Here is a 23140-nt window from a genome sequence, read left to right as displayed (position 1 = left end):
ATGATTTTTACCGATAATAGATTTTTACGATTAAAAAAAAATTGTAGATTTGCGAAACACCTTTAACAAACTATTTAAATTATAAAACGATTATGTGGAAATTTATTCTTATTGCTGTTGGAGCTATACTGCTTACAATTGTCTTGGTTAAGTTAATTGATAAATTTATACCTTCAAAGTTTAAGCCTGTATTAAATATTGGGCTTTGGGTATTAATTGCTTTCTTGGGTTACCAAACATATATGTCTGTGTACACACCTATTTTATTTAATCAAGAAAAAAAGAAGCGTTATGAAAAAGTAATTAAGAATTTAATTGATATTAGAGATTCTCAATTAGCATACAAACAAGTAAATGGTAAGTTTACAGATAATTTTGACGAATTGGTTAAATTTATTGAAACAGGTAAGTATACCATTACACAACGTAGAGACACTCAAGTTATAGATACAGAATTAACAAAACGTTTTGGAGTTGATACTTATAAAGACATTGTAGAAATTGATACTTTAGGATATGTTCCTGTAAAAGATTCTTTGTTTAAAAATTCAACACGTTACAAAACCATGATGAACGTTCCGGTTGGAAAACCAGGAGAAAAGTTTAAATTAGAAGCAGGTTTATTAAGACAGAATGATATAAATATACCAGTATTTGAAGCTTCGGTTAAAAAAGATGTTATTCTATTTGACCAAGATCGCGATATGGTTATTCAAGAAAATCAAGTAATATCTGTTGACGGTGTTAATGGTGATGCTTTAAAAGTAGGCTCAATGAACGAAGTTAAAACTATTGGAAACTGGCCAAAAACCTATGGCTCAAACGAATAAAGCTTTTAACAAACTAAATAACCTAGAATTGTCCATTCAAATAAGTTTGAGTGGACTTTCTTTTTGTATCCTAAACCGAGATACAAATACTATAATCAATTTAAAGGAAGTTAGTTTTCAGAAAAAACTAAATCCTTTAGAAGTTCTAGATCATTTAAAACATCTTTTCAATACCGAAAACGTTACCCAAAACACATACAGCTCTATAACCATTGTACATGACAATGAGCTTTCAACTTTGGTACCGAAACCTTTGTTTATAGAAGATTGTGTTGCCGATTACTTAAAGTTTAATTCCAAGATTTTGGTATCCGATTTCATAGCGCATGACGAAGTTCTGGTAAACGATAGTATTAATGTTTATGTACCCTACATAAACATAAACAACTTTATTTACGACCAATTTGGAGCGTTTACCTTCAAACATGTTTCTACCGTTTTAATTGAAGAAATTCTACAAATTGAAAAAAATGCAAATACTCCCAAAGTATATGTAAATATTAGTAAAAACCATTTTGAAACTATTATAGTTGATAAAGCAAAACTAATCTTATACAATACGTTCGAGTATAACACACCAGAAGATTTTATCTATTACGTTTTATTTGCAACCGAACAATTAAACTTAAACCCCGAAACATTTAATTTAGTGTTTATTGGTGCTGTTTCTGAAGAAGATACCTTATACAACATAGCCTATAAATATATAAGGAACGTGAGTTTTGGAAACAGGAATGAAACTTACAAATATTTAGAAATCCCCAAACACAATCATTCCAATTTCACTTTAATAAAAAGTTTGTAATGCGCATAATTTCAGGAATTTACAAAAGCAGAAAAATTATAGCGCCAAAAAACTTACCGGTGCGTCCTACTACCGATATGGCAAAGGAATCGTTGTTCAACATTATAAACAACAACTTTTATTTTGATGAATTAATCGTATTGGATTTGTTTGCTGGAACAGGTAACATCAGTTACGAATTCGCTTCAAGAGGTACCGAACAAATAACCTGTGTAGATCAAGATTTTGGCTGCATCAAGTTTATTAACAAAACAGCTTCAGATTATAAAATGCCCATACAGACCATTAAAAGTGATGTGTTTACATTTTTAGAAAAAACCACTTTGCAGTCTAATATCATTTTTGCAGATCCACCTTATAACTTTGCAGACGATGCCTTTGCCAAAATTCCGGAATTAGTATTTAAAAACAACTTATTGCTTGAGGATGGTTTACTTATCGTAGAACACTCAAAACACACCGATTTATCAAAATTATTGAATTTCAGCTACTCAAAAAGTTACGGAGGTAATATGTTTAGCTTTTTCGAAAATTTAGATGCTGAAGATTAGATGTTTGGTTGAAACGATCATTATTCATTATCTTTTTTTAAAAACAAAGCCCTTTGCAAATACAAAGAGCCTGTGTTTTAAAAAGTAAATCTATAAGCCGAATTCTGTACTTTTCCTAAAAAAAGCCCTTATCATTTATCTGAGTGCATTGTTGCCAATACACTTTAGCTGCTTACCCTCCAGCATCAAGCGTGCCGCCTTCAAGCGCTGGTTTACATAGCATTGCACCACATAGAGTTTACCTGGTTTCACTACAGCATTACCTGTACATACTTTCTGTTGCACTTGTCCTAGCCTTTCGGCTGGTGGCCATTAACCACTATATTGCACTACGGTGTTCGGACTTTCCTCCAAATCCCCACGAAAGCGGGGATCTTACTTACAAACCTTTCAATTTATAAAATAAGATACCCAATAAAGTTGGGTATTCAGCGATAAGGCGATTTACTCCCAACAAAAATACAACACTTAGCACACAAAAAACAAAAATAACCATTAATATTTTGGCTTTACCCTAGCGGGTCGGGCTATCCGTTGCAATCTTTTTGCTCGTACCTCACAAAAAGGATTTCCACTTCTATCCCTAAAGCACCTATTTGCTAAGTTTTGGTTATAATGAAAGTAATTTTATTTTGGAGTGGTTGGTTAAACTCTTATATTATGTTGAACGCAGTATTTATTGTTCGTCTAAAAATTCAGATGTATAATTTATTATATGGTCTTTCAAAAATTCTTCAATAAACTTTTTGTTACTTTCGGGATAGTTATTTTTAATATGTTCAAACTGATTTTTATATGTTTCAGTTTTTTTGAATTCGCTATATTGTTTTTCCTTAAATCTCAAAAACTCTTTGTGTCTATAGTTTTTGTGTCTCTTGAATTTCCCATTTTTTATTTCCAATAATATATAATTGCTATATTCGGACGCATATCCAGAATGAATATATTTAATTCTTTCACCATACGGTAAAATTAAAATTCCAGAATACCAATCTATTTTAATGGTGTCTATTTCTGGGAATATGCTTTTTTTGATTGATATATTCTTAAAAATTGTTTTGCCGTCTTTTTCTTTTACACGTCTTGGTTGTGAAATATCAGTCAATATTAGTGTGCTATCAATTATTCCAAAATGTCCAATATAACCACGATATAAAGCTGTTGAAGTCCATTGAGGTCTTTTGTCAGGGTTTTTCTCAAAATATGGTTCTAAAGGATTGGTGCTCAGTGAGTATTCTGTTCCGTTAAATTCTATTAAGTCAGGATATTGAGCAGTTCTAAAACTCTCAATTTTGGAAAATCCAAATGATAAAACCACAAATGATATTAAGATAAGTTTTTCCATTATCCGTAGAATAACAAATTAAAGTTCCGTTTCAATAGACATTATCCGTTGATAAACTAAGTTCGATGTTTTTTTTTAACAAAGTCAAGAATACTCAATATTATAAACACAGCTAGTCAAATGTATCATTATTACTATTTTAAAAAGGCCTGCATTTTTTTATTGACTGTTTCAGCTTGATCAATAGATAAAAAATGTCCTGCGTTTTGTATAACTTCACCTTTTCCTTTTGGCAACATATTGGCAATCTCTACCGTTCTTTTTTCATTAATCATATCGTCATCACCAATTAAAACTAAAACAGGCATTTGTAAAGATTTTAATTCTTTATTAGAAAAAGGTTTCATGCTACTTACAAATTTGTTTTCAGAATCTTTTTCTAAACCTAATTTATATTGCTTTAAGTATACAGCGCTAATATTAGCTACATTGCTAGACATGCTTTCTAAGCTTTGTTCAATTTGTTTTTCCTTTGAAGAAAGTAATTTTGCAATATTTTTAAATAAATCTGCACTGGGTCTAATCCATGTAAATGTTTGAGCAGGACTTAATAATATTAAGCTTTTTATCCTTTTCTGATTGCTTAAAGCTAAATTTACAGCCAACCAACCACCTCGAGAAGCTCCAATTATATGAAAACTTTCTAACTCCAAAGCAAATAAAACTTCTTTATACCAATCGATAACTTTTTCTACACTTTCAATATCATTATATAAATAAGATTTTCCGGGTTCTAAAAGGAGGTCTATTGCAAACACGCGATGGTTTTTGCTAAGCGATTCAATATTAGGGTACCACATAGTAGAACTGGCATTCATACCGTGAAGTAAAACAACTGGATCTGCATTTTTAGGACCACTTACAATTACATGTGCAATACCATGAGTGGTTGGAATATATAATTCTTCAAAAGCGACATTCCATAATTTCAAAGTTTCATCATAAGCTTTATAATAAGCTGCATTTGAAGCAGATGCTTTTGTAATATACTCTGGTGTTTTTTTATATTTATCATATTTGTCAGTACAACTGATAAATATGATAAAAAAAGTAACCAAAAAAAATAGCCTCATAGTATGGAATTTTATTTCTTTAAATATAACTATTTCTGAACGATGTATGGGTTAAAATATATTTCAATGCTAAGATAAAATTACGTTTCAATAAACTTTATTGGTAGCCGAACGGATTTCGTCTTTAATTCTAACATAATCAAAAAAACTCAATATTATCAAGAGTCCATATTTGTTAATAACTCCTATTAAATTCTGAATTCTAAATTCTGAATTCTGAATTCATTTTTTAACTTTGTTACTTTAAGAATCTCCATGGAACACTTTGTAGTATCAGCTAGAAAATACCGTCCGCAAACGTTTAAAGACGTTGTGGGTCAGCAGGCTATTACAAATACCTTACTTAATGCCATTGAAAATAATCATTTAGCACAAGCTTTACTTTTTACAGGACCTCGTGGTGTTGGTAAAACAACTTGTGCCCGTATTTTGGCTAAAATGATTAACAGTGATGGCACCGAAACGGGCGATGAAGATTTTGCATTCAACATTTTTGAGCTGGATGCGGCATCAAACAACTCTGTTGATGATATTAGAAGCTTAACGGATCAAGTGCGTATTCCGCCTCAAATTGGTAAATACAAAGTGTATATTATTGATGAGGTGCACATGCTATCGCAAGCGGCTTTCAATGCTTTTCTTAAAACATTGGAAGAACCGCCAAAGCATTGTATTTTCATTCTTGCAACTACCGAAAAGCATAAAATTATACCAACCATCTTGTCGCGTTGTCAAATATTCGACTTTAAACGGATAACAGTAACCGATGCGAAGGAGTATTTAAAATATATTGCCGAAGAACAAGGTATAAATGCAGAAGATGATGCCTTGCATATCATTGCTCAAAAAGCAGATGGCGCCATGCGTGATGCCTTATCCATTTTTGACCGTGTAGTTAGTTTTTCGGGTAAAAATTTAACAAGACAGGCCGTAACCGAAAATTTAAACGTTCTAGATTACGAAACCTATTTTGAAAGCACCGACCTTATTCTGGAAAATAAAATACCCGAACTGCTCCTTCAATTTAACAACACCCTTTCCAAAGGCTTTGATGGGCATCATTACATTGCGGGTCTAGCATCACACTTTAGAGATTTATTGGTTAGTAAAACACCAGAAACCATCGAATTATTGGAGGTTGGCGAAGAAACCAAAAAGAAATATTTAGAACAATCGCAAAAAGCATCGCAACAGTTTTTACTTCAAGGTATTAATCTGGCTAACGATTGCGACCTTAAATATAAAAGCAGCAAAAACCAACGCTTGCTCATCGAGTTATGCCTTATGCAACTTGCCTCTATCACTTTTGATGGAGAAAAAAAAAATAGCAGACATTACATAATTCCGCCTTCATTCTTTAAAAAGAAAGGTATTACGCCCGTTCGAGTTTCTGTTTCTAATAAAGTTGAAAATCAATCAATCGTTGCAGAAACCAAAACTGCGTCAATAAAATCTACTTCCGATGCTTCCAATAAGTTTCAAGTTAACGTACCACCAAAAGTTGATTTAAAAATTGATAATAATCGCGCTTCGGGTCTTTCATTAAAAAGTCTAAGGGTTAAAAAAGAGCATCTAATCAAGCAGATGGATGTGGTTATAGATGAAGAAAACTTACCTAAAGAACCTTTTACCGAAGCTGAATTGATTAAAGCTTGGAACGAATTTATAGTGATACTTCAAAATGACGGAAAACATAATTTGGCGTCTATCTTATCGATAGATACCCCAAAAGTAAAAGGAACGGTCATTCATTTAGAATACCCAAATGCCACCAATAAAGTGGAATTGGAGCGTAACCAGTACGACCTTATGTTGTACATACGCAAAACTTTAAGCAATTTTGATATTAGCTTATCTATTACTGTAAATGAAGAATTGGAGAAACAATATGCCTACACCACACTTGAGAAATTCGAAAAACTTAAAGAGAAAAACCCAAATATAGACACTTTAAGAAAAACTTTTGATTTAGACATATAAACTACTATATATGAACAAGTTAATATACATGTTATTGATTGTTTTGGCCTTTATAAGTTGTAATGGCGGAAAAACAAAAAAAGATACATTAAAAGAGTCTGTTGAAAAATTCAAAGATACTTTAGGTACGCTTGAAATTGAAGAATATATTCCTAAAGAATATACCGAAGTAAAAACAGACACACTTTTAAGCAATGGTTTTTCAATTAGTATTAAAACGTATACAGACATGAACAGGTCTGTAAAGTTTAAATATAAAGTGGATGCGACACTTACACACATAGATCATTTTAGAGATTGGATCTCTGAAGTAAAAATTAAAAAGAATGATGTATTGATTTTTAATAAAAAATTAGACGCAAATTTCTTTTTAGAACAAGATAAAACCCTAAAAGATAGTTTAAATAAAGCTATAAATAATAAGGTTTGGATTAACGAAGATTTCCCATTAGAAAAAAACCATGTGTATTTATTGGGAGGTTTTATTTTTCCTAAAGCGGAAAAAGTTCTATATTATGATATCAAAATTGATAGTAAAGGAAATTATAGTATAAAAGAAATTGAAGATTATTAGCTATGCTAGGACTTAAATTACCAACAGACCCAAGATGGGTTAATATTGTTGAAAAAAACATTGAAGAAATATTAACAGACCATGCCTTTTGCGAGCAAAAAGCAACCAGTACAGCCATTTCACTAATTGTAAGCTTTCCAGAGTATACCGAATTGGTACAAGAAATGGTTGCTTTGGTAAAAGAGGAGATTAGCCATTTTAAAATGGTTCATGATAAAATTTTAGAACGTGGTTGGGTTTTAGGACGTGATAGACGGGATGATTATGTTATTGAACTCCTAAAGTTTTTTCCAAAAGGAGGTAGTAGAACCACCCAATTAGTACACAGGTTACTTTATGCTGCCCTAATTGAAGCCAGAAGTTGCGAACGTTTTAGATTACTTTCAGAAGAATTAAAAGATAAAGAATTGGCAACCTTTTACAGAAATCTTATGGTAAGCGAAGCGAACCATTACACCATGTTTTTAGGTTTTGCACGACAATATGGAGAAAAAAAAGAAGTTGACACCAAATGGCAGCAACTTCTTGAATATGAGAGTCAAATAATAGTAAAATTAGGAAAAAACGAGACTATACACGGTTAAAACTTGTATCCTATACCTAATTGAATGTTTGAGTTTTTTGCTGAAATAGCTAAATTTTCATCAAATACATTTACAAAACCGTAAGTATATCTAATATCGGCAAACAACATATGGGTTAATTTATAATCTATTCCGGCTACACCAGAATAAGCGAAATTCCGCATATCATCATTTTCCTTAAATATTTTTAGTCCCACTTGCGGACCAGCAGCTAAACGAAATTTTTCACTTAATCGGAATTTGAATAAAATAGGCGCTTGAATATAATCTAATTGCCATACTTCAATTCTGGCGCCTTCAGCAGAAAATTGTAATTCAGGCACCAAAGAAACTGTTTTTGTAAAACGAATGTCTCCAAAAAAACCAATATACATGCTGTTTCTGTGCTTATTTGCCATTACAGGCGTATCTTCAAAATCTAAATTTGAAATATTGTAACCACCTCTTACACCATACTTTACATCTTGAGAAAAGCCATGAAATGAAAAACCAAGTAGAATTAATAGTAATATTTTTTTCATACGTAAAGAGGTTTGGGTTATAAATTTTTTCAATTTATGTTGTACGAATATATATTATAAAAATAAAACTGTACAATTTAACAAGGTGAAGTGCAAAATTTTACTGTGTATTGCTCGATACGGTTTGGAAATAGATACTTTTAATAATACCATCTGCCAGACCAATTTTTGGTACATATATATTTTTAGCTCCGCTCCATTTCATTGAAGACAAGTAAATACGCATGGCTGGAATAATAACGTCTGCCCTATCTTGGTTTAAATCCAGTTCTGTAATACGTTCTTCGTACGAATAACTTTGAAGCATTTGGTAATAAGATGTTAAGTAGAAATAGGTTAAAGGTTTCCCCATGGCTTTCCCCGATATTTTGAATATTTTATTGATGTTCCCACCAGAACCCAACACAGAAATTTTATCGTACTCAGCAGTATGTAGTTTTATCCATTGCTCCAATTCGTGCCATGCTTCTTTAGAAACCATATCGTTCAACAAACGAACCGTACCAATTTTAAAGGATCTTGAAGCCATTTGAACACCTTCATGTATCACTGTAAATTCGGTGCTTCCGCCCCCAACATCAACATACAAATAGGTTTTGCTTGGGTCTATATAAGAGTTTAAATCGGTTGCGGCAATAATGGCAGCCTCTTCTTCACCTCCAATAACATCAATGCTAATTTCAGAATTCTTTAAAATTAAGTCCACAACTTGTTTTCCATTGGTCGATTCTCGCATGGCTGAAGTAGCGCATGCTTTATACTTAACTACTTTGTGTGATTTCATTAGTAATTTAAACGCTAACATCGTATCAACCAAACGTTGGGTGTTTTCTTTAGAAATTCTATTATTAACAAAAACATCGGCGCCCAAACGAATAGGCACGCGCACCAACGAGTTTTTTTTAAATTGAACTGGTTTTCCTTTTTGTTCTATAATGTTTGAAATGAGCAACCTAACGGCATTTGAACCTATATCGATTGCTGCATATTTTTTAATTGATAGCATACTAGTTTTCTAATTTTTTTAAATAATAATCGTAGGTAGCAAATTGTGATCTTACTGGTTCGTTATTATCTATTTTATATTCGTTTTGTTGTGAAGCGTTTAATATACGTGCTTTTACATTATCGCTCCAACAAATGTTGAATGTTTCTATAATTTCTTGTTTTATATCAGCATCATAAATTGGACAACTTACCTCTACCCTATTTTCAATGTTTCTTGTCATCCAATCTGCCGATGAAATGTAAACTTTTGGGTCGCCGTTATTCCCAAAAATATAAACCCTAGAATGTTCTAAAAACTTATCGATAACGCTAATAACCTCAATATTTTCACTCATGTTGGGCACCTCTGGAATTAAACAACAAATACCTCTAACAATCATTTGAATTTTAACACCTGCATTGCTAGCTTCATAAAGTTTATCTACCATATTATAACTAGAAATGCTATTCATTTTTAATCGAATTAGACCTTCTCCTCCATTTTTCACATTATTAATTTCAGCATCTATCAATTTAAATATAGCTTTTTTTGTGTAATGCGGCGATGTTATCAAATGTTTATATCTAAAAATTTTATAGTTGGTTTCAAAAAAACTAAATATTTTATTAACATCTTTTAAAATGCGTTGATCTGCGGTGAAAAGTGTATAATCCGTATATATTTTGGCAGTTGACTCGTTAAAATTACCTGTACTTATAAAGCCATAACGTTTTAGCTTTTTACCTTCTTCACGCTCGATAACACACATTTTGCTGTGTACTTTTAAACCTTTTACGCCAAACACCAAATTAATGCCTTCATCTTCCATTTGTTGGGCATAATCTATATTTGCCTGTTCATCAAATCTCGCTTGAAGTTCTATGGAAACCGTTACGGACTTACCATTGATAGCGGCATTAATAAGCGAGCTTGCTATGTGCGAAATTTGTGCTAAGCGGTAAATGGTGATTTTTAAGGTTTTTACTTGAGGATCTAAAGCGGCTTCCCGTAAAAACTTAACGATATATGAAAATGTTTGGTAAGGTGCATGTAGCAAATAGTCTTTCTTTTCAATTGCTTTAAAAATACTGGTTTCCAAACTAAGGCCTTTAATGGGTAATGCCTCAATTTTATCGTAAAGCAAATCAGTTCTTCCTAAACTGGGAAAACTCATGTAATCGCGTCTGTTATGGTAACGACCACCTGGAATGATACTATCTGTATTATCTATACCCATTTTGGACATTAAAAACTCCAATGTTTCTGTATCGATGGTTTTGTCATAAACAAATCGAACAGGATCGCCTATTTGACGGTGTTTTACACTGTCGGATATTTTCTCAATAAAACTTTTACTTAAATCACTTTCAAAATCCAGTTCGCCATCGCGCGTAATTTTAATCATGTGGGCAGATACTGTTTTGAAGTCGAAAATATTAAAAATATAACCTAAACAATGGCGCAACAAGTCATCAATCATGATAATAAAACTTTTATCACCTTGCTTAGGTAGTTCAACAAAACGATTGATAGACTTTGGTATTTCAATAAGAGCAAATTGCTTTTTATTATCCTCCATAACCATTCTAACGGCTAAATATGCAGCACTATCTTTTAAATTAGGCAGTACCACCAAATCATTTAAAATAATAGTAACCAATGCTGGACTTACTTTTCGGATAAAATATCTTTTTATAAAATCGTGCTGTGAGCTATCTATTTGATTTTCATCAACTACAAAAATATTCTCAGCTTCTAATCTTTTATGGATACAGTCTAAAACCTCTAAACTCTCACTTTGTTGTTTTATAACTATTTGGGTAATTATATCTAGTAGTTCGTTGGCTTTTATACCTCCTAGTTCGCTTTTACCACCTTTTCCTGCCTCAACAATCCGTTTTACAGTGGCATATCTTACTTTAAAAAATTCATCTAAATTATTAGAAAATATACCTAAAAAACGCAATCTTTCTATTAATGGAACTCTTTCATCTGAAGCCTCTTGCAACACTCTTGCATTAAATTGTAACCAACTAATTTCTCTATTTATATAGCTATTTGAATGAATTTCTGCTTTTGTCATACGGGTTATTGAGGTTGTAATGCTTTTCACAAATATATTCTATTTAGAATAAATAATTTGCTAAAAAGCTAATGTTTAAGCATACTTTTGCTTAATAATAACATACAAAATAAGTGCTTGAATTTGATAGAAAAATAAATTCTACCTTAAATCTCTTGGAAATAAAGCACTTACGGTTTTTCCTTTATTTAAATCTTTCCAATCACTTATATTAAATTCAATTTGAACAACACCACATGTAGGTACATTATCAATATAAACATCACCGTAAGTATTTACAAAAGCAGTAATGGCATGGTTATGCCCAAACACCATTAAATTGTTTACTGCATTATCACAATCTTTTATAACTTGCAGAAGGTTGTTTCCTGAAAAATCATACAAATCATGATTCAATTGCAGCATTGATTTGGCTATTTTAAGGTTTTCAAAAAAAATAGCGGCCGTTGTTTTTGTTCTAACGGCATCACTACATAAAACAGCATCAATATTAATTTTATTTGAATTTAAATGAACAGAAATGTTATGGGCATCTGTTGCACCTCTTTCATTTAAAGGTCTTTCATGATCTATCACATTATGTTCCCATGAAGATTTTGCATGTCTAACTAATATTAACTTTTTCATAAAAATATTTCTAATTGATTAATTAAAATTAAGCATAAAAAATATGATGCTATTATTTATTTCATAAAAACAAGCAATAATTTGATAATAACAAGGCTAACAAGTAGTTAATTTTTGCTTTTAAATGTATCTAAAAGCTTTTAAACGAATATATAAGTGATATATCATATTATTTTGACCAACGTTAATCATATTCTTTAATTTGATATACCTATAGAATTGCAAGTTATGACCCCTAATCTAATTTTACATATAAACATAACACAAAAATTGTTATTCAATTTTATCCCTCAAGAACTATTTTATTATTGATTTTAACGTTTAGAAACTGATAGTAAAATCATGTTTCTTTAATATCGGTATAGTATAATTTAATTAAAAAAATCTTTTTTTGCCATGAGAAATAAATCGATAATCACATCCTGTATTTTTTTATTTTCTATTTGCATTTTTTTATTTTCTTATAATAAATTATCAGCACAAGAAAACGGGATTTTTGAGCTTAATGAAAATAATACCTTTTCTAAAGTAACTTCTAAAAACACAAAAGCTAACGACCGAGCAGATTTTTATGATTTAACTTATAAACTTCAGCCCACTTTTTATGTTAATAATAGAACCATAAAGGAAAACAATAATTATAGCAATAAAGTTACTAAGTTGACATTTAACGATTTAAAATCTTTCGATGTGCTATATCGAAATAACTCTGCATTCAATGATATAGAATTAATAACCATTACTTTAAAAAAGGTTGAAGATTTAAACAACAAATTAGACCTAACCAATATACAAGGATTCGGTAATTTAAAATTCATTTATATAAAATGCTATTTTAAATGTAGTGAACAACAGATTAAAGATTTTATTAAATCAAACTCTAATGTTCGAGTTTTTTATAAAAACGAAATTCCATCATAAAAAACAAAAGCATAAGATCCATTTAAAAGATTAAGAAATGAAACAACAATACTTTAAAAAATCAAATACAAAAACATTGGCTTTTAAATTGGCTACATTGTTTTTTTTGTTTTTATGTATTCAAATTGGTTACTCTCAAGTAAGGGTGCCATTTGCTCCAAGGGCCAATTATACAATTAAAGGAGACTTTACTATGATTGGGAATACCAACCTACAATTGGATGGTTTCACGTACCCTACAAATACATCCAACAATAATGATATGATGTATGTTGATATTGATAATGATGATAATACATTTAATTCATCTTCAGCCAATTTAACGTTCTCTACTGAAAATGGTGCTATTCCAGATTGTTCAAAAATTATTTATGCTGGTTTATATTGGACTGGTAGAGCTTTTGGTGAAGTAGAAACGGATCCTGGTTTTACTTTTGATGTCACAAAAACACTTATTCCTGGTGGACCTGCTATTACAAAAACCTTTGACAAGCGTAAAGTTTCCATAAAAGGACCTTCAGCGTCTGTCTATACAGAATTAAATGCTACAGAGATCTATTTTCCAACAAATGGTGTTGACAAAAACATGTATTCTGCTTATTCTGAAATAACAGAATATGTACAGCAAAATGGTATTGGTGAATATTTTGTTGCTGATATTGCATTAAGAGAAGGAAATGTTGATGCAACAGGTTATTATGGTGGCTGGGGCATCGTTGTGGTGTATGAAAACTCTAAAATGAAATGGAGGGACGTAACCGTATTTGATGGACATGCTTTTGTAGAAAACACTACGGCTTCATATTTTCTAAATGTATCTGGATTTAATGCCATTCCAAATGGACCTGTAAATTTAAAATTAGGACTTATGGCTGGTGAAGGGGATATTGAGTTTTCAGGTGATTATTTTCGAATGTTAAGACAAGACACTGGTGCTTATGAAAATTTAAGCTATACCGGTAGTAATGTTACACCTAATAACTCTACCAACTTTTTTAACTCTGCAATCATAACAGGGGGCAATACAAGAAATCCTCAACACCTTAACAATACAGGTTTGGATATTGTTATGTTTGATGTAGATAATGCTAATAACAAATACATAAACAATAACCAAACTTCTACTTCTTTTGAATATGGATCAGCCGTAGATACATATGCTATTTTCAATATTACATTTTCAGTTGAGGCCTATGTTCCTGAACCTGAAGGGGTTATTGAATTAACATCTGTTAATGGAAATCCCCCTGTTTCACCTTACGAATTAGCACCTGGAGAATCTTCAGAACATACTATTCAAATAAAAAATACAGGTAGCGAAAATACTGTAAATACAGTTCTTACTATTCCTTTACCGGATGGTATCGATCCTAATAGCCTTAATATAACCTTTAACCCTTTTTCACTAGCTACAACAAATGTACCTGTGTATAACCCTTTGCTTGGTGATAACGGATCTATTGTTTGGAATTTAGAGACACTTCCTTTTGGAAATCCTGATGAAGTTTTAGCTGAGATTAGTTTAAGTTTAACTGTAACTACAAACTGTTCCATTTTAACCGATCCAAATTTTGATCCTAATGTAACTGTAAATGGAACTATTAATGGTGTTGGAGAAAATTCGAATGTTCCTTTTAGTTTTACTTTAATACAGGGTTATGAAATGAATGGTTTGTGTATTGGTGATCCAATTCCTGCTCCTATCACAATTGCCATTGATTATTTGGATTATATCAGCCAACCTCCAGCAATTACTGCACCAAGCCCAATTAATATTGAAGGTTGTGATGTGAATGATATTACCGCATTAACAGCTGCAAGATATCCCTATAGTGCTACACAATCAGTAGATATAAAAGATACTTATGTTGCACCAGGTTACACTGTTTCTGGTAATGGAAGTATTGCAAGCATCACTTATATTGATGTAATAACACAAGGTTCAAGTTGCCCAATTACTGTAACAAGAACTTTTACAATTACTAATGGCTGTGGTGCTACAGCAACTACCAACCAAACGATTAATATTAATGACAATACTGCTCCCACGGGTACAGCCGCAACAGGTGTTACTGATGTAGATGTTTGTGCAGCCAATGCGCAAACAACATATCCATTTAACGCTACAACCGTAGCTGCCAATTACTCCGATAATTGCAGTGGCGCTGTAACTGTAAACCTAATAGATACAGCTCAGACCGGTGATGACTGTTCTTGGTCTTTGGTATACACTTTTGAAGTAGTGGACGCTTGTGGCAACAAACTGGAAAACCAAACCATCACACATACTGGTAGCGATCAAACAGTGCCAACTGGTACCGCTCCAACAGGAGTAAGCAATGTTAACATTTGTGCTGCTGATGCACAAACATCATATCCATTTAACGCTACAACCGTAGCTGCCAATTACTCCGATAATTGTGGGGGTGCTGTAACCGTAAACCTAACGGATACAACTCAGACAGGTGATGACTGTTCTTGGTCTTTGGTATATACTTTTGAAGTAGTGGACGCTTGTGGAAACAAACTGGAAAACCAAACCATTACATATACAGGTAGCGACCAAACTGCACCTACAGGTACCGCTCCAATTGGTACTGCCAATACAGATGCTTGCGCTACAGATGCGCAAACCACAAATCCTTTTAACGCTACAACCGTAGCTGCCAATTACTCCGATAATTGTGGGGGCGCAGTAACCGCAAACCTAACGGGTACAACTCAAACCGGTGATGACTGTTCTTGGTCTTTGGTATATACTTTTGAAGTAGTGGACGCCTGTGGAAACAAACTGGAAAACCAAACCATCACACATACCGGTAGCGATCAAACGGCACCTACAGGTACAGCCCCAACAGGTGTGATTGATGTTGATGTTTGTGCTACCGATGCGCAAACAACATATCCATTTAACGCTACAACAGTAGCTGCCAATTACTCCGATAATTGTGGAGGCACTGTAACCGTAAACCTAATCGATACAACTCAGACAGGTGATGACTGTTCTTGGTCTTTAGTATATACTTTTGAAGTAGTGGACGCCTGTGGAAACAAACTGGAAAACCAAACCATTACGCATACCGGTAACGACCAAACGGCACCTATTATTGACAATACTAACCTCATTTCTAATTTAGAAATAGAATGTGGTGTTGGAGATACCCAAGCAACTTTAACGGCATGGTTAAACTCTAATGCCGGAGCTACAGCTACTGATAATTGTAGTACGGTTACTTGGAGCAACGATTATGGTTCTGATACGTCTGTGAAATGTGATGATGGAGCCATAACGGTTATATTTACTGCAACCGACGCTTGTAACAATCAAAGTACCACTACCGCTACTTACTTAATAAAAGATAATGTTGCACCTATTGTTACCAATACTTTGGGTGATCTGGACAGAACTCTTGAATGTAGTGATGTAGATGGAATAAATACCGCTTTGGCACTTGCTCCTACCGCTACCGATGACTGTTCAACTCCTAACTTAATATTGGTTAGTGACGTAACAACAAATGATGCCAATTGCCCTAGTGCTTATGTAAGAGTGCGCACTTGGAACTTTACTGATGGGTGTGCCAATATTAGCTCAAACTTTGTTCAAACTATTACAGTGGTTGATTCAACTGCTCCAACAGGTACCGCTCCCACAGGTACAACCAATGCAAATGCTTGCACTGCCGATGCACAAACTACATATCCATTTAACGCTACAACCGTAGCTGCCAATTATTCCGATAATTGTGGGGGCGCTGTAACCGCAAACCTAATCGATACAACTCAGACCAGTGATGACTGTTCTTGGTCTTTGGTATATACTTTTGAAGTAGTGGACGCCTGTGGCAACAAACTGGAAAATCAAACCATTACACATACTGGTAGCGATCAAACGGCACCTACAGGTACCGCTCCAACAGGTGTTACTGATGCAGATGTTTGTGCAGCCAATGCGCAAACAACATATCCATTTAACGCTACAACCGTAGCTGCCAATTACTCCGATAATTGCAGTGGCGCTGTAACTGTAAACCTAATAGATACAGCTCAGACCGGTGATGACTGTTCTTGGTCTTTGGTATACACTTTTGAAGTAGTGGACGCTTGTGGCAACAAACTGGAAAACCAAACCATCACACATACTGGTAGCGATCAAACAGTGCCAACTGGTACCGCTCCAACAGGAGTAAGCAATGTTAACATTTGTGCTGCTGATGCACAAACATCATATCCATTTAACGCTACAACCGTAGCTGCCAATTACTCCGATAATTGTGGGGGTGCTGTAACCGTAAACCTAACGGATACAACTCAGACAGGTGATGACTGTTCTTGGTCTTTGGTATATACTTTTGAAGTAGTGGACGCTTGTGGAAACAAACTGGAAAACCAAACCATTACATATACAGGTAGCGACCAAACTGCACCTACAGGTACCGCTCCAATTGGTACTGCCAATACAGATGCTTGCGCTACAGATGCGCAAACCACAAATCCTTTTAACGCTACAACCGTAGCTGCCAATTACTCCGATAATTGTGGGGGCGCAGTAACCGCAAACCTAACGGGTACAACTCAAACCGGTGATGACTGTTCTTGGTCTTTGGTATATACTTTTGAAGTAGTGGACGCCTGTGGAAACAAACTGGAAAACCAAACCATCACACATACCGGTAGCGATCAAACGGCACCTACAGGTACAGCCCCAACAGGTGTGATTGATGTTGATGTTTGTGCTACCGATGCGCAAACAACATATCCATTTAACGCTACAACAGTAGCTGCCAATTACTCCGATAATTGTGGAGGCACTGTAACCGTAAACCTAATCGATACAACTCAGACAGGTGATGACTGTTCTTGGTCTTTAGTATATACTTTTGAAGTAGTGGACGCCTGTGGAAACAAACTGGAAAACCAAACCATTACGCATACCGGTAACGACCAAACGGCACCTATTATTGACAATACTAACCTCATTTCTAATTTAGAAATAGAATGTGGTGTTGGAGATACCCAAGCAACTTTAACGGCATGGTTAAACTCTAATGCCGGAGCTACAGCTACTGATAATTGTAGTACGGTTACTTGGAGCAACGATTATGGTTCTGATACGTCTGTGAAATGTGATGATGGAGCCATAACGGTTATATTTACTGCAACCGACGCTTGTAACAATCAAAGTACCACTACCGCTACTTACTTAATAAAAGATAATGTTGCACCTATTGTTACCAATACTTTGGGTGATCTGGACAGAACTCTTGAATGTAGTGATGTAGATGGAATAAATACCGCTTTGGCACTTGCTCCTACCGCTACCGATGACTGTTCAACTCCTAACTTAATATTGGTTAGTGACGTAACAACAAATGATGCCAATTGCCCTAGTGCTTATGTAAGAGTGCGCACTTGGAACTTTACTGATGGGTGTGCCAATATTAGCTCAAACTTTGTTCAAACTATTACAGTGGTTGATTCAACTGCGCCAGTACTTTCTCTTCCAGCCAATGTTAGCGCAGAATGTAGTGATGATTTATCACCTATTGCATTTGGAACTGCTACAGCAACCGATAACTGTGATTCATCGCCTATTGTAACTTTCAATGATGTTAGAACCGACGGTGCTTGCTCTGGTACATTTACTATTACTCGTACTTGGACAGCTATAGATGCTTGTGGGAATATAGCAACGGCAGACCAAATTATTTCAACATCTGATACTACGGCTCCAGAGTTTGTAGAAACTGTGCTCCCTGGAGATATGACTGTGGAATGTAATAGTATACCCGCTTCTGTAACTCTCACAGCCACCGATAACTGTGGTATTGCAACGGTTACATTCGATGAAAAAAGAGAAGACGGTAATTGTGCAAATAATTATAAAATTATCCGTACATGGACCGCAACTGATGAATGTGATCTTACCAAGACACACATTCAAACCATAACAGTTCAAGATACAACACCTCCAACGTTTGTCCAAACAACATTACCTCCTTCAAATTTGGTAGTAGAATGTGATGCAGTTCCTACGCCTGAAACATTAACAGCTACCGATATTTGTGGTTCTGCAACAGTATCAGTTAGAGATGTAAGAACTAATGGTAGTTGCGCAAATAATTATACACTTGCTCGTACTTGGACAGCTACCGATTTATGTGGTTTAACTACAGAACATACTCAAATCATTACTGTACGCGATACAAAAGCACCAACATTTGTTGGAACCTTACCTCCTACTACATTAACCGTTGAATGTGATGCCATACCTAATCCTGCAACCTTAACAGCTATTGACAATTGTGGTGATGCAAACGTAACGGTACAAGATGTAAGAACTAATGGAAGTTGTCCTAATAATTATATTATTACGCGTACTTGGACGGCTACTGATGCATGTGGTTTAACAACTGACCGCCGACAAATCATCACCGTTCAAGACACAAAAGCTCCTGTTATTGCAACAGCATACGATGAAGTATTGAATGTAAGTTGTGATAATATCCCTGAAGTAGCTGAGTTAACATTTACAGATAATTGTTCATCTGCATCAAATATTACACAAACGTTTAATGAAACCAGCACATTTGAAGATAATGTATATGAAGATTATGTGATTGTTAGAACATGGACCGTAAGAGATGAATGTAATAATGAAGCTACTTATACGCAAACACTGAATGTAGCTCTTAATGAAATAAAAACAGACTTAAATGCTGATGATTGGTGTTACGATGAAGGTCCACTTGACCTGAATAACCTAACTATTGATGGACTTAACACCACTGGAACTTGGGAAATACTAGAGGGTGAGCCTAACGCAACATTAAATGGAAGCATATTTGACGCTACCAATATCATGTGGACTAGGGAAACGGTCTTGAATGGTATAACCTATGTGTTTAGATATACCACTACACATAACGGCTGTATTAGCATAAGCGATATCACCATGAATGTTAATTACTGTAAAGTGTTAGCTTGTAAAGATACCGATGTTATAATTTCTAAAGCGGTAACTCCTAATGGCGACTTAGTTAATGATTTCTTTTATATCACTGGAATTGACTTATGCGGTTTTGTTGCCGAAGTGAAAATATTTAATAGATGGGGCGCTTTAATTTTTGAGTCAGACAATTACCCGTCAGTAACCGAATTCGAAACCAGGGCAACCCCTCCAGCCAATACCTGGACAGGTAACGCAAGTAAAAAATCTATTGGTGCTTCCGGAAAAGTACCAAATGGAACTTATTATTATATAGTAATTTTAAAAGATAGTGGATTGGCACCATTTACTGGTCCTGTTTACTTAGGAACCAAATAAAACTCAACCTATGAAATTTATAAAACATAACATAATAGCTATTGCATTGTTAAGTTGTACGGTTGGAGTTGCACAACAATTACCGCAATTCACACAGTATATGTACAATACAATCTCTATAAATCCTGCATACGCCGGTAGTAGAGAAGCTTTGAGTATTGTTGGATTACACCGAAGCCAATGGGTTGGTTTTCAAGGAGGACCAATAACACAAACTCTGTCCATACATACGCCACTTAGAAACGATAGAATTGGGGTGGGTTTATCTTTTATTGAAGACGATTTAGGGCCTGAAAACTTCTCATATCTATACGGCGATTTTTCATATAGTATTCCAACAGGAAGAACAGGAAAATTAGCTTTTGGTATAAAAGCTGGGTTTACCCAATATGGTTTAGATGCCGATTTTCGTGAATATGAAAGTTTTGATCCTTCTATATATGGTATAGAAAATAGATGGACTCCAAATGTTGGTTTAGGGCTATACTGGAGTACCAATAGAGTTTACCTTGGTTTATCAACCCCTAGAGTTTTAAATACCGATAAAAATACCGAACAAGGCTTTGAAGCTTTAGATAGATGGAGTTATTATTTTACAGGTGGTGTGGTTGTAGATTTAAGTAAAAACTTCAAATTAAAACCAGCATTTTTAGTAAAAGCAACCAACGGAGCTCCTGTTTCTTATGACCTTACCGCTAATTTCCTATACAAAGAAAAGGTTTGGTTAGGTGGCTCCTATAGAATAAACGAACAAACAGCTGCCATAGGCGTCATTGCTGATTTTCAAGTTTCTAGACAGCTTCGTATTGGTTATGCCTATGAAAAACCAATCTCAGAAATTGCAGACTACACTACTGGTTCTCACGAGATATTGCTCATGTATGAATTCAAATTCTTAAGTTCAAAATTAAAATCACCTAGATATTTCTAATACTATTTTTCATGAATCTTAAAAATCACATATTAGTTTGTATCGCATTAATGTTAAGCATTTCTATGTTTTCACAACAAGGAAAACAAAAGCGTGCAGATACCTTATTTAATAAGTTCTCATTTGTTAAAGCTGCTGAAGTTTACAGAGAACTTATTGCGAATAATTACAACAAAGATTATGCAACTAGAAAACTTGCCGATTGTTATGCCTTTTTAAGAGACCCAAACAATGCATCTAGATATTATAAAAATGTTGTAAAGCAAGAAAATGTGCCTATAGAATATTACTATAAATATGCACAGTCTCTTAGAGGTATGAAAAAATATGACGAATCTCAAGAATGGTTGCAACGCTATAAAGATTCGGGAGGTGTAGTAAATGCCAACGATTTTTCAAAAGACATCAACTTCATCACAAGTGTTTTTGGTGCAAAACAGCAATATTTTTTAGATCGTGTTTACTTCAATTCTAAATACAGTGATTTTGGTGCTTTCGAGCAGAACGGAAAAGTTTACTTTACATCATCTAGAGATGAAGGCGTAGCCGTAAAACGCCTATATGGATGGAATGAACAACCATTTTTAGATATTTATGTTACTGATGCTAAAACAAAAAGAAATGTCGATCATTCTGCTAAATTAAAAGGTGATATAAACTCGATTTACCACGATGGACCAGTAACCATAACAAAAGATGGTCGCACCATGTATTTCTCAAGAAACAACTTCAAAGACCAAATTGAAGTAAAAGATAAAAAAGGGCTTACCAATATGAAAATTTATAGAGTTACTTTACGGGATAGCATCTGGAAAGATGTTGAAGATCTATCTATAAATGGCGATGAATTTTCAACGCAACATGCTGCTTTAAATAGTGATGATACCAAATTATACTTTTCTTCCGATAGACCTGGAGGGCACGGTGGTTCTGATATTTGGGTAGTTAACATCAATCCTGATGGTACCCTTACTGACCTTAAAAATATGGGAGATGTTGTAAATACTGAAAGTGCGGAAGGTTTTCCTTTTATTAATAATGAAAATACGCTGTTCTTTTCTTCTGATGGGCACACAGGTTTAGGTTTATTGGATATATTCGGAACTATTAAAGGTGAAAATGATGAAATTGTAGATGTTATAAACTTAGGCGTTCCTGTTAATTCCAATAGTGACGATTTTTCATTCGCCATGAATCAAGATGGCATCACAGGATACTTTGCCTCAAACAGAAAAGGTGGACGTGGTAGTGATGATATCTATGCATTTCATAGAGTGCCATCATTAGAAGTTGAAGGTGTTGTAACAGACGCTATTAACACAAAACCTGTTCCTAAAGCCATGATTAAATTATTTGATGATAAAGGCAACCAAATAGCCTATATGGAAACCGATGAAAATGGTTTTTATCAAATAAATATTGATAGAAATAAAGATTATAGAATTGTAGCAAGTCAGAACAAATATATTGATGATTACAGAGATTTTACATCTAAAAACCTTCAAACGGAGCTTACTAACATCAATGCCAATTTATTATTAAATCCGAAGCCAGATGTTGTTAAGCTAGCCGACTTAAACACTACTAATTTAGATTACAATTCAAACATTACCAGTCAAGATTCTACAGGAGTAAAAAGTGCTGAATTAAATCCTATTTATTTTGATTTCGAAAAGTATAACATTCTTAAAGAATATGCTTTAGAATTAGATAAGATTGTAAAATTAATGACTTCTGATTACCCTGATATGGTTATTCGTATTGAAGCACATACTGACTCCAGAGGAACTCATGAATACAACGACAGGCTATCTACAAACAGAGCTAATTCTACTTATAACTATTTAATTTCTAAAGGTGTAAACCCATCTAGAATTGCAGAACACAAAGGTTATGGAGAACGAAGATTAATTAATGAATGTGCCGATGGTGTTAGTTGCGATGAAGCAAAACATCAATTAAACCGACGTACAGAATTTATTGTAATTAAAATGGAATAA

The 23140-nt window shown here is 34.0% G+C and carries 16 protein-coding genes and 1 other RNA gene; 10 read left to right on the top strand and 7 right to left on the bottom strand.

The window, feature by feature from the left end:
• Positions 1 to 92 precede the first annotated feature (92 nt).
• The 3 genes from J8H85_RS00620 to rsmD are packed head-to-tail and all read left to right on the top strand — an operon-like array spanning position 93 to position 2186.
• A complete protein-coding gene (locus J8H85_RS00620; protein ID WP_209651631.1) occupies positions 93 to 830 on the top strand; it encodes a hypothetical protein in 738 nt (245 codons plus the stop codon).
• Positions 814 to 1635 carry a DUF3822 family protein gene (locus tag J8H85_RS00615; RefSeq protein ID WP_209651629.1) on the top strand — a complete coding sequence of 274 codons (822 nt, stop codon included), beginning with the start codon at positions 814 to 816 and terminating at the stop codon, positions 1633 to 1635. The genes J8H85_RS00620 and J8H85_RS00615 overlap by 17 nt, the downstream gene beginning before the upstream one ends.
• Positions 1635 to 2186, top strand: coding sequence for a 16S rRNA (guanine(966)-N(2))-methyltransferase RsmD (gene rsmD, locus J8H85_RS00610; protein ID WP_209651627.1), 552 nt, complete (start codon positions 1635 to 1637; stop codon positions 2184 to 2186). The genes J8H85_RS00615 and rsmD overlap by 1 nt, the downstream gene beginning before the upstream one ends.
• A 77-nt stretch (positions 2187 to 2263) precedes the next feature.
• On the opposite strand, the gene rnpB is transcribed toward rsmD, so the two are convergent.
• The 3 genes from rnpB to J8H85_RS00595 all read right to left on the bottom strand — a co-directional run bounded on the left by rnpB (position 2264) and on the right by J8H85_RS00595 (position 4604).
• Positions 2264 to 2568: RNase P RNA component class A (rnpB, locus tag J8H85_RS00605), an RNA gene on the bottom strand.
• Positions 2569 to 2862: 294 nt separating this feature from the next.
• A complete protein-coding gene (locus tag J8H85_RS00600) occupies positions 2863 to 3531 on the bottom strand; it encodes a hypothetical protein (RefSeq protein WP_209651625.1) in 669 nt (222 codons plus the stop codon).
• A 134-nt stretch (positions 3532 to 3665) separates the two neighbouring features.
• The gene (locus J8H85_RS00595) at positions 3666 to 4604 is read right to left on the bottom strand and encodes an alpha/beta fold hydrolase (protein ID WP_209651623.1); all 939 of its coding nucleotides are present in this window, start codon (positions 4602 to 4604) and stop codon (positions 3666 to 3668) included.
• 255 nt (positions 4605 to 4859) lie between these two features.
• Here J8H85_RS00595 and dnaX point away from each other — a divergent pair, with 255 nt between their 5' ends.
• Genes dnaX through miaE form a run of 3 tightly spaced genes read left to right on the top strand, consistent with a single transcriptional unit; the run spans position 4860 to position 7742 of the window.
• A complete protein-coding gene (gene dnaX / locus J8H85_RS00590; protein WP_209651621.1) occupies positions 4860 to 6584 on the top strand; it encodes a DNA polymerase III subunit gamma/tau in 1725 nt (574 codons plus the stop codon).
• A gap of 10 nt (positions 6585 to 6594) precedes the next feature.
• The gene (locus J8H85_RS00585; protein ID WP_209651620.1) at positions 6595 to 7158 is read left to right on the top strand and encodes a hypothetical protein; all 564 of its coding nucleotides are present in this window, start codon (positions 6595 to 6597) and stop codon (positions 7156 to 7158) included.
• Between the two features lie 2 nt (positions 7159 to 7160).
• Positions 7161 to 7742, top strand: a complete 582-nt coding sequence (miaE, locus tag J8H85_RS00580; protein WP_209651619.1) for a tRNA-(ms[2]io[6]A)-hydroxylase — start codon at positions 7161 to 7163, stop codon at positions 7740 to 7742.
• On the opposite strand, the gene J8H85_RS00575 is transcribed toward miaE, so the two are convergent.
• The 4 genes from J8H85_RS00575 to J8H85_RS00560 all read right to left on the bottom strand — a co-directional run bounded on the left by J8H85_RS00575 (position 7739) and on the right by J8H85_RS00560 (position 11961).
• Complete coding sequence (locus J8H85_RS00575) at positions 7739 to 8263, bottom strand: porin family protein (RefSeq protein ID WP_209651618.1); 525 nt, start codon at positions 8261 to 8263, stop codon at positions 7739 to 7741. The genes miaE and J8H85_RS00575 overlap by 4 nt on opposite strands.
• Positions 8264 to 8363: 100 nt before the next feature.
• The gene (locus tag J8H85_RS00570; RefSeq protein ID WP_209651617.1) at positions 8364 to 9269 is read right to left on the bottom strand and encodes a Ppx/GppA phosphatase family protein; all 906 of its coding nucleotides are present in this window, start codon (positions 9267 to 9269) and stop codon (positions 8364 to 8366) included.
• A gap of 1 nt (position 9270) precedes the next feature.
• Complete coding sequence (gene ppk1, locus J8H85_RS00565; protein ID WP_209652149.1) at positions 9271 to 11334, bottom strand: polyphosphate kinase 1; 2064 nt, start codon at positions 11332 to 11334, stop codon at positions 9271 to 9273.
• Between the two features lie 141 nt (positions 11335 to 11475).
• Positions 11476 to 11961, bottom strand: a complete 486-nt coding sequence (locus J8H85_RS00560; RefSeq protein WP_209651616.1) for a SixA phosphatase family protein — start codon at positions 11959 to 11961, stop codon at positions 11476 to 11478.
• A gap of 396 nt (positions 11962 to 12357) precedes the next feature.
• Here J8H85_RS00560 and J8H85_RS00555 point away from each other — a divergent pair, with 396 nt between their 5' ends.
• The 4 genes from J8H85_RS00555 to J8H85_RS00540 are packed head-to-tail and all read left to right on the top strand — an operon-like array spanning position 12358 to position 23140.
• Positions 12358 to 12882, top strand: a complete 525-nt coding sequence (locus J8H85_RS00555; protein WP_209651615.1) for a hypothetical protein — start codon at positions 12358 to 12360, stop codon at positions 12880 to 12882.
• A gap of 37 nt (positions 12883 to 12919) precedes the next feature.
• Positions 12920 to 20209 carry a gliding motility-associated C-terminal domain-containing protein gene (locus J8H85_RS00550; RefSeq protein WP_209651614.1) on the top strand — a complete coding sequence of 2430 codons (7290 nt, stop codon included), beginning with the start codon at positions 12920 to 12922 and terminating at the stop codon, positions 20207 to 20209.
• A gap of 10 nt (positions 20210 to 20219) precedes the next feature.
• Positions 20220 to 21140: a PorP/SprF family type IX secretion system membrane protein gene (locus J8H85_RS00545; RefSeq protein ID WP_209651612.1), complete on the top strand. Its 921-nt coding sequence runs from the start codon at positions 20220 to 20222 to the stop codon at positions 21138 to 21140.
• An 11-nt stretch (positions 21141 to 21151) separates the two neighbouring features.
• Positions 21152 to 23140, top strand: a complete 1989-nt coding sequence (locus J8H85_RS00540) for an OmpA family protein (protein ID WP_245243700.1) — start codon at positions 21152 to 21154, stop codon at positions 23138 to 23140.

Source organism: Mariniflexile gromovii, from assembly GCF_017814435.1.
Classification (GTDB): domain Bacteria; phylum Bacteroidota; class Bacteroidia; order Flavobacteriales; family Flavobacteriaceae; genus Mariniflexile; species Mariniflexile gromovii.
This window is presented reverse-complemented; position numbering and strand designations above follow the sequence as displayed.

What these genes read in the sequence shown, in the direction of transcription:
- J8H85_RS00600 (WP_209651625.1), bottom strand. Translation starts at nt 3,531, where the DNA reads ATGGAAAAACTTATCTTAATATCATTTGTGGTTTTATCATTTGGATTT.
- J8H85_RS00550 (WP_209651614.1), top strand. Translation starts at nt 12,920, where the DNA reads ATGAAACAACAATACTTTAAAAAATCAAATACAAAAACATTGGCTTTT.
- J8H85_RS00560 (WP_209651616.1), bottom strand. Translation starts at nt 11,961, where the DNA reads ATGAAAAAGTTAATATTAGTTAGACATGCAAAATCTTCATGGGAACAT.
- J8H85_RS00585 (WP_209651620.1), top strand. Translation starts at nt 6,595, where the DNA reads ATGAACAAGTTAATATACATGTTATTGATTGTTTTGGCCTTTATAAGT.
- rsmD (WP_209651627.1), top strand. Translation starts at nt 1,635, where the DNA reads ATGCGCATAATTTCAGGAATTTACAAAAGCAGAAAAATTATAGCGCCA.
- J8H85_RS00545 (WP_209651612.1), top strand. Translation starts at nt 20,220, where the DNA reads ATGAAATTTATAAAACATAACATAATAGCTATTGCATTGTTAAGTTGT.
- J8H85_RS00575 (WP_209651618.1), bottom strand. Translation starts at nt 8,263, where the DNA reads ATGAAAAAAATATTACTATTAATTCTACTTGGTTTTTCATTTCATGGC.
- J8H85_RS00540 (WP_245243700.1), top strand. Translation starts at nt 21,152, where the DNA reads ATGAATCTTAAAAATCACATATTAGTTTGTATCGCATTAATGTTAAGC.
- dnaX (WP_209651621.1), top strand. Translation starts at nt 4,860, where the DNA reads ATGGAACACTTTGTAGTATCAGCTAGAAAATACCGTCCGCAAACGTTT.
- J8H85_RS00620 (WP_209651631.1), top strand. Translation starts at nt 93, where the DNA reads ATGTGGAAATTTATTCTTATTGCTGTTGGAGCTATACTGCTTACAATT.
- J8H85_RS00615 (WP_209651629.1), top strand. Translation starts at nt 814, where the DNA reads ATGGCTCAAACGAATAAAGCTTTTAACAAACTAAATAACCTAGAATTG.
- miaE (WP_209651619.1), top strand. Translation starts at nt 7,161, where the DNA reads ATGCTAGGACTTAAATTACCAACAGACCCAAGATGGGTTAATATTGTT.
- ppk1 (WP_209652149.1), bottom strand. Translation starts at nt 11,334, where the DNA reads ATGACAAAAGCAGAAATTCATTCAAATAGCTATATAAATAGAGAAATT.
- J8H85_RS00570 (WP_209651617.1), bottom strand. Translation starts at nt 9,269, where the DNA reads ATGCTATCAATTAAAAAATATGCAGCAATCGATATAGGTTCAAATGCC.
- J8H85_RS00555 (WP_209651615.1), top strand. Translation starts at nt 12,358, where the DNA reads ATGAGAAATAAATCGATAATCACATCCTGTATTTTTTTATTTTCTATT.
- J8H85_RS00595 (WP_209651623.1), bottom strand. Translation starts at nt 4,604, where the DNA reads ATGAGGCTATTTTTTTTGGTTACTTTTTTTATCATATTTATCAGTTGT.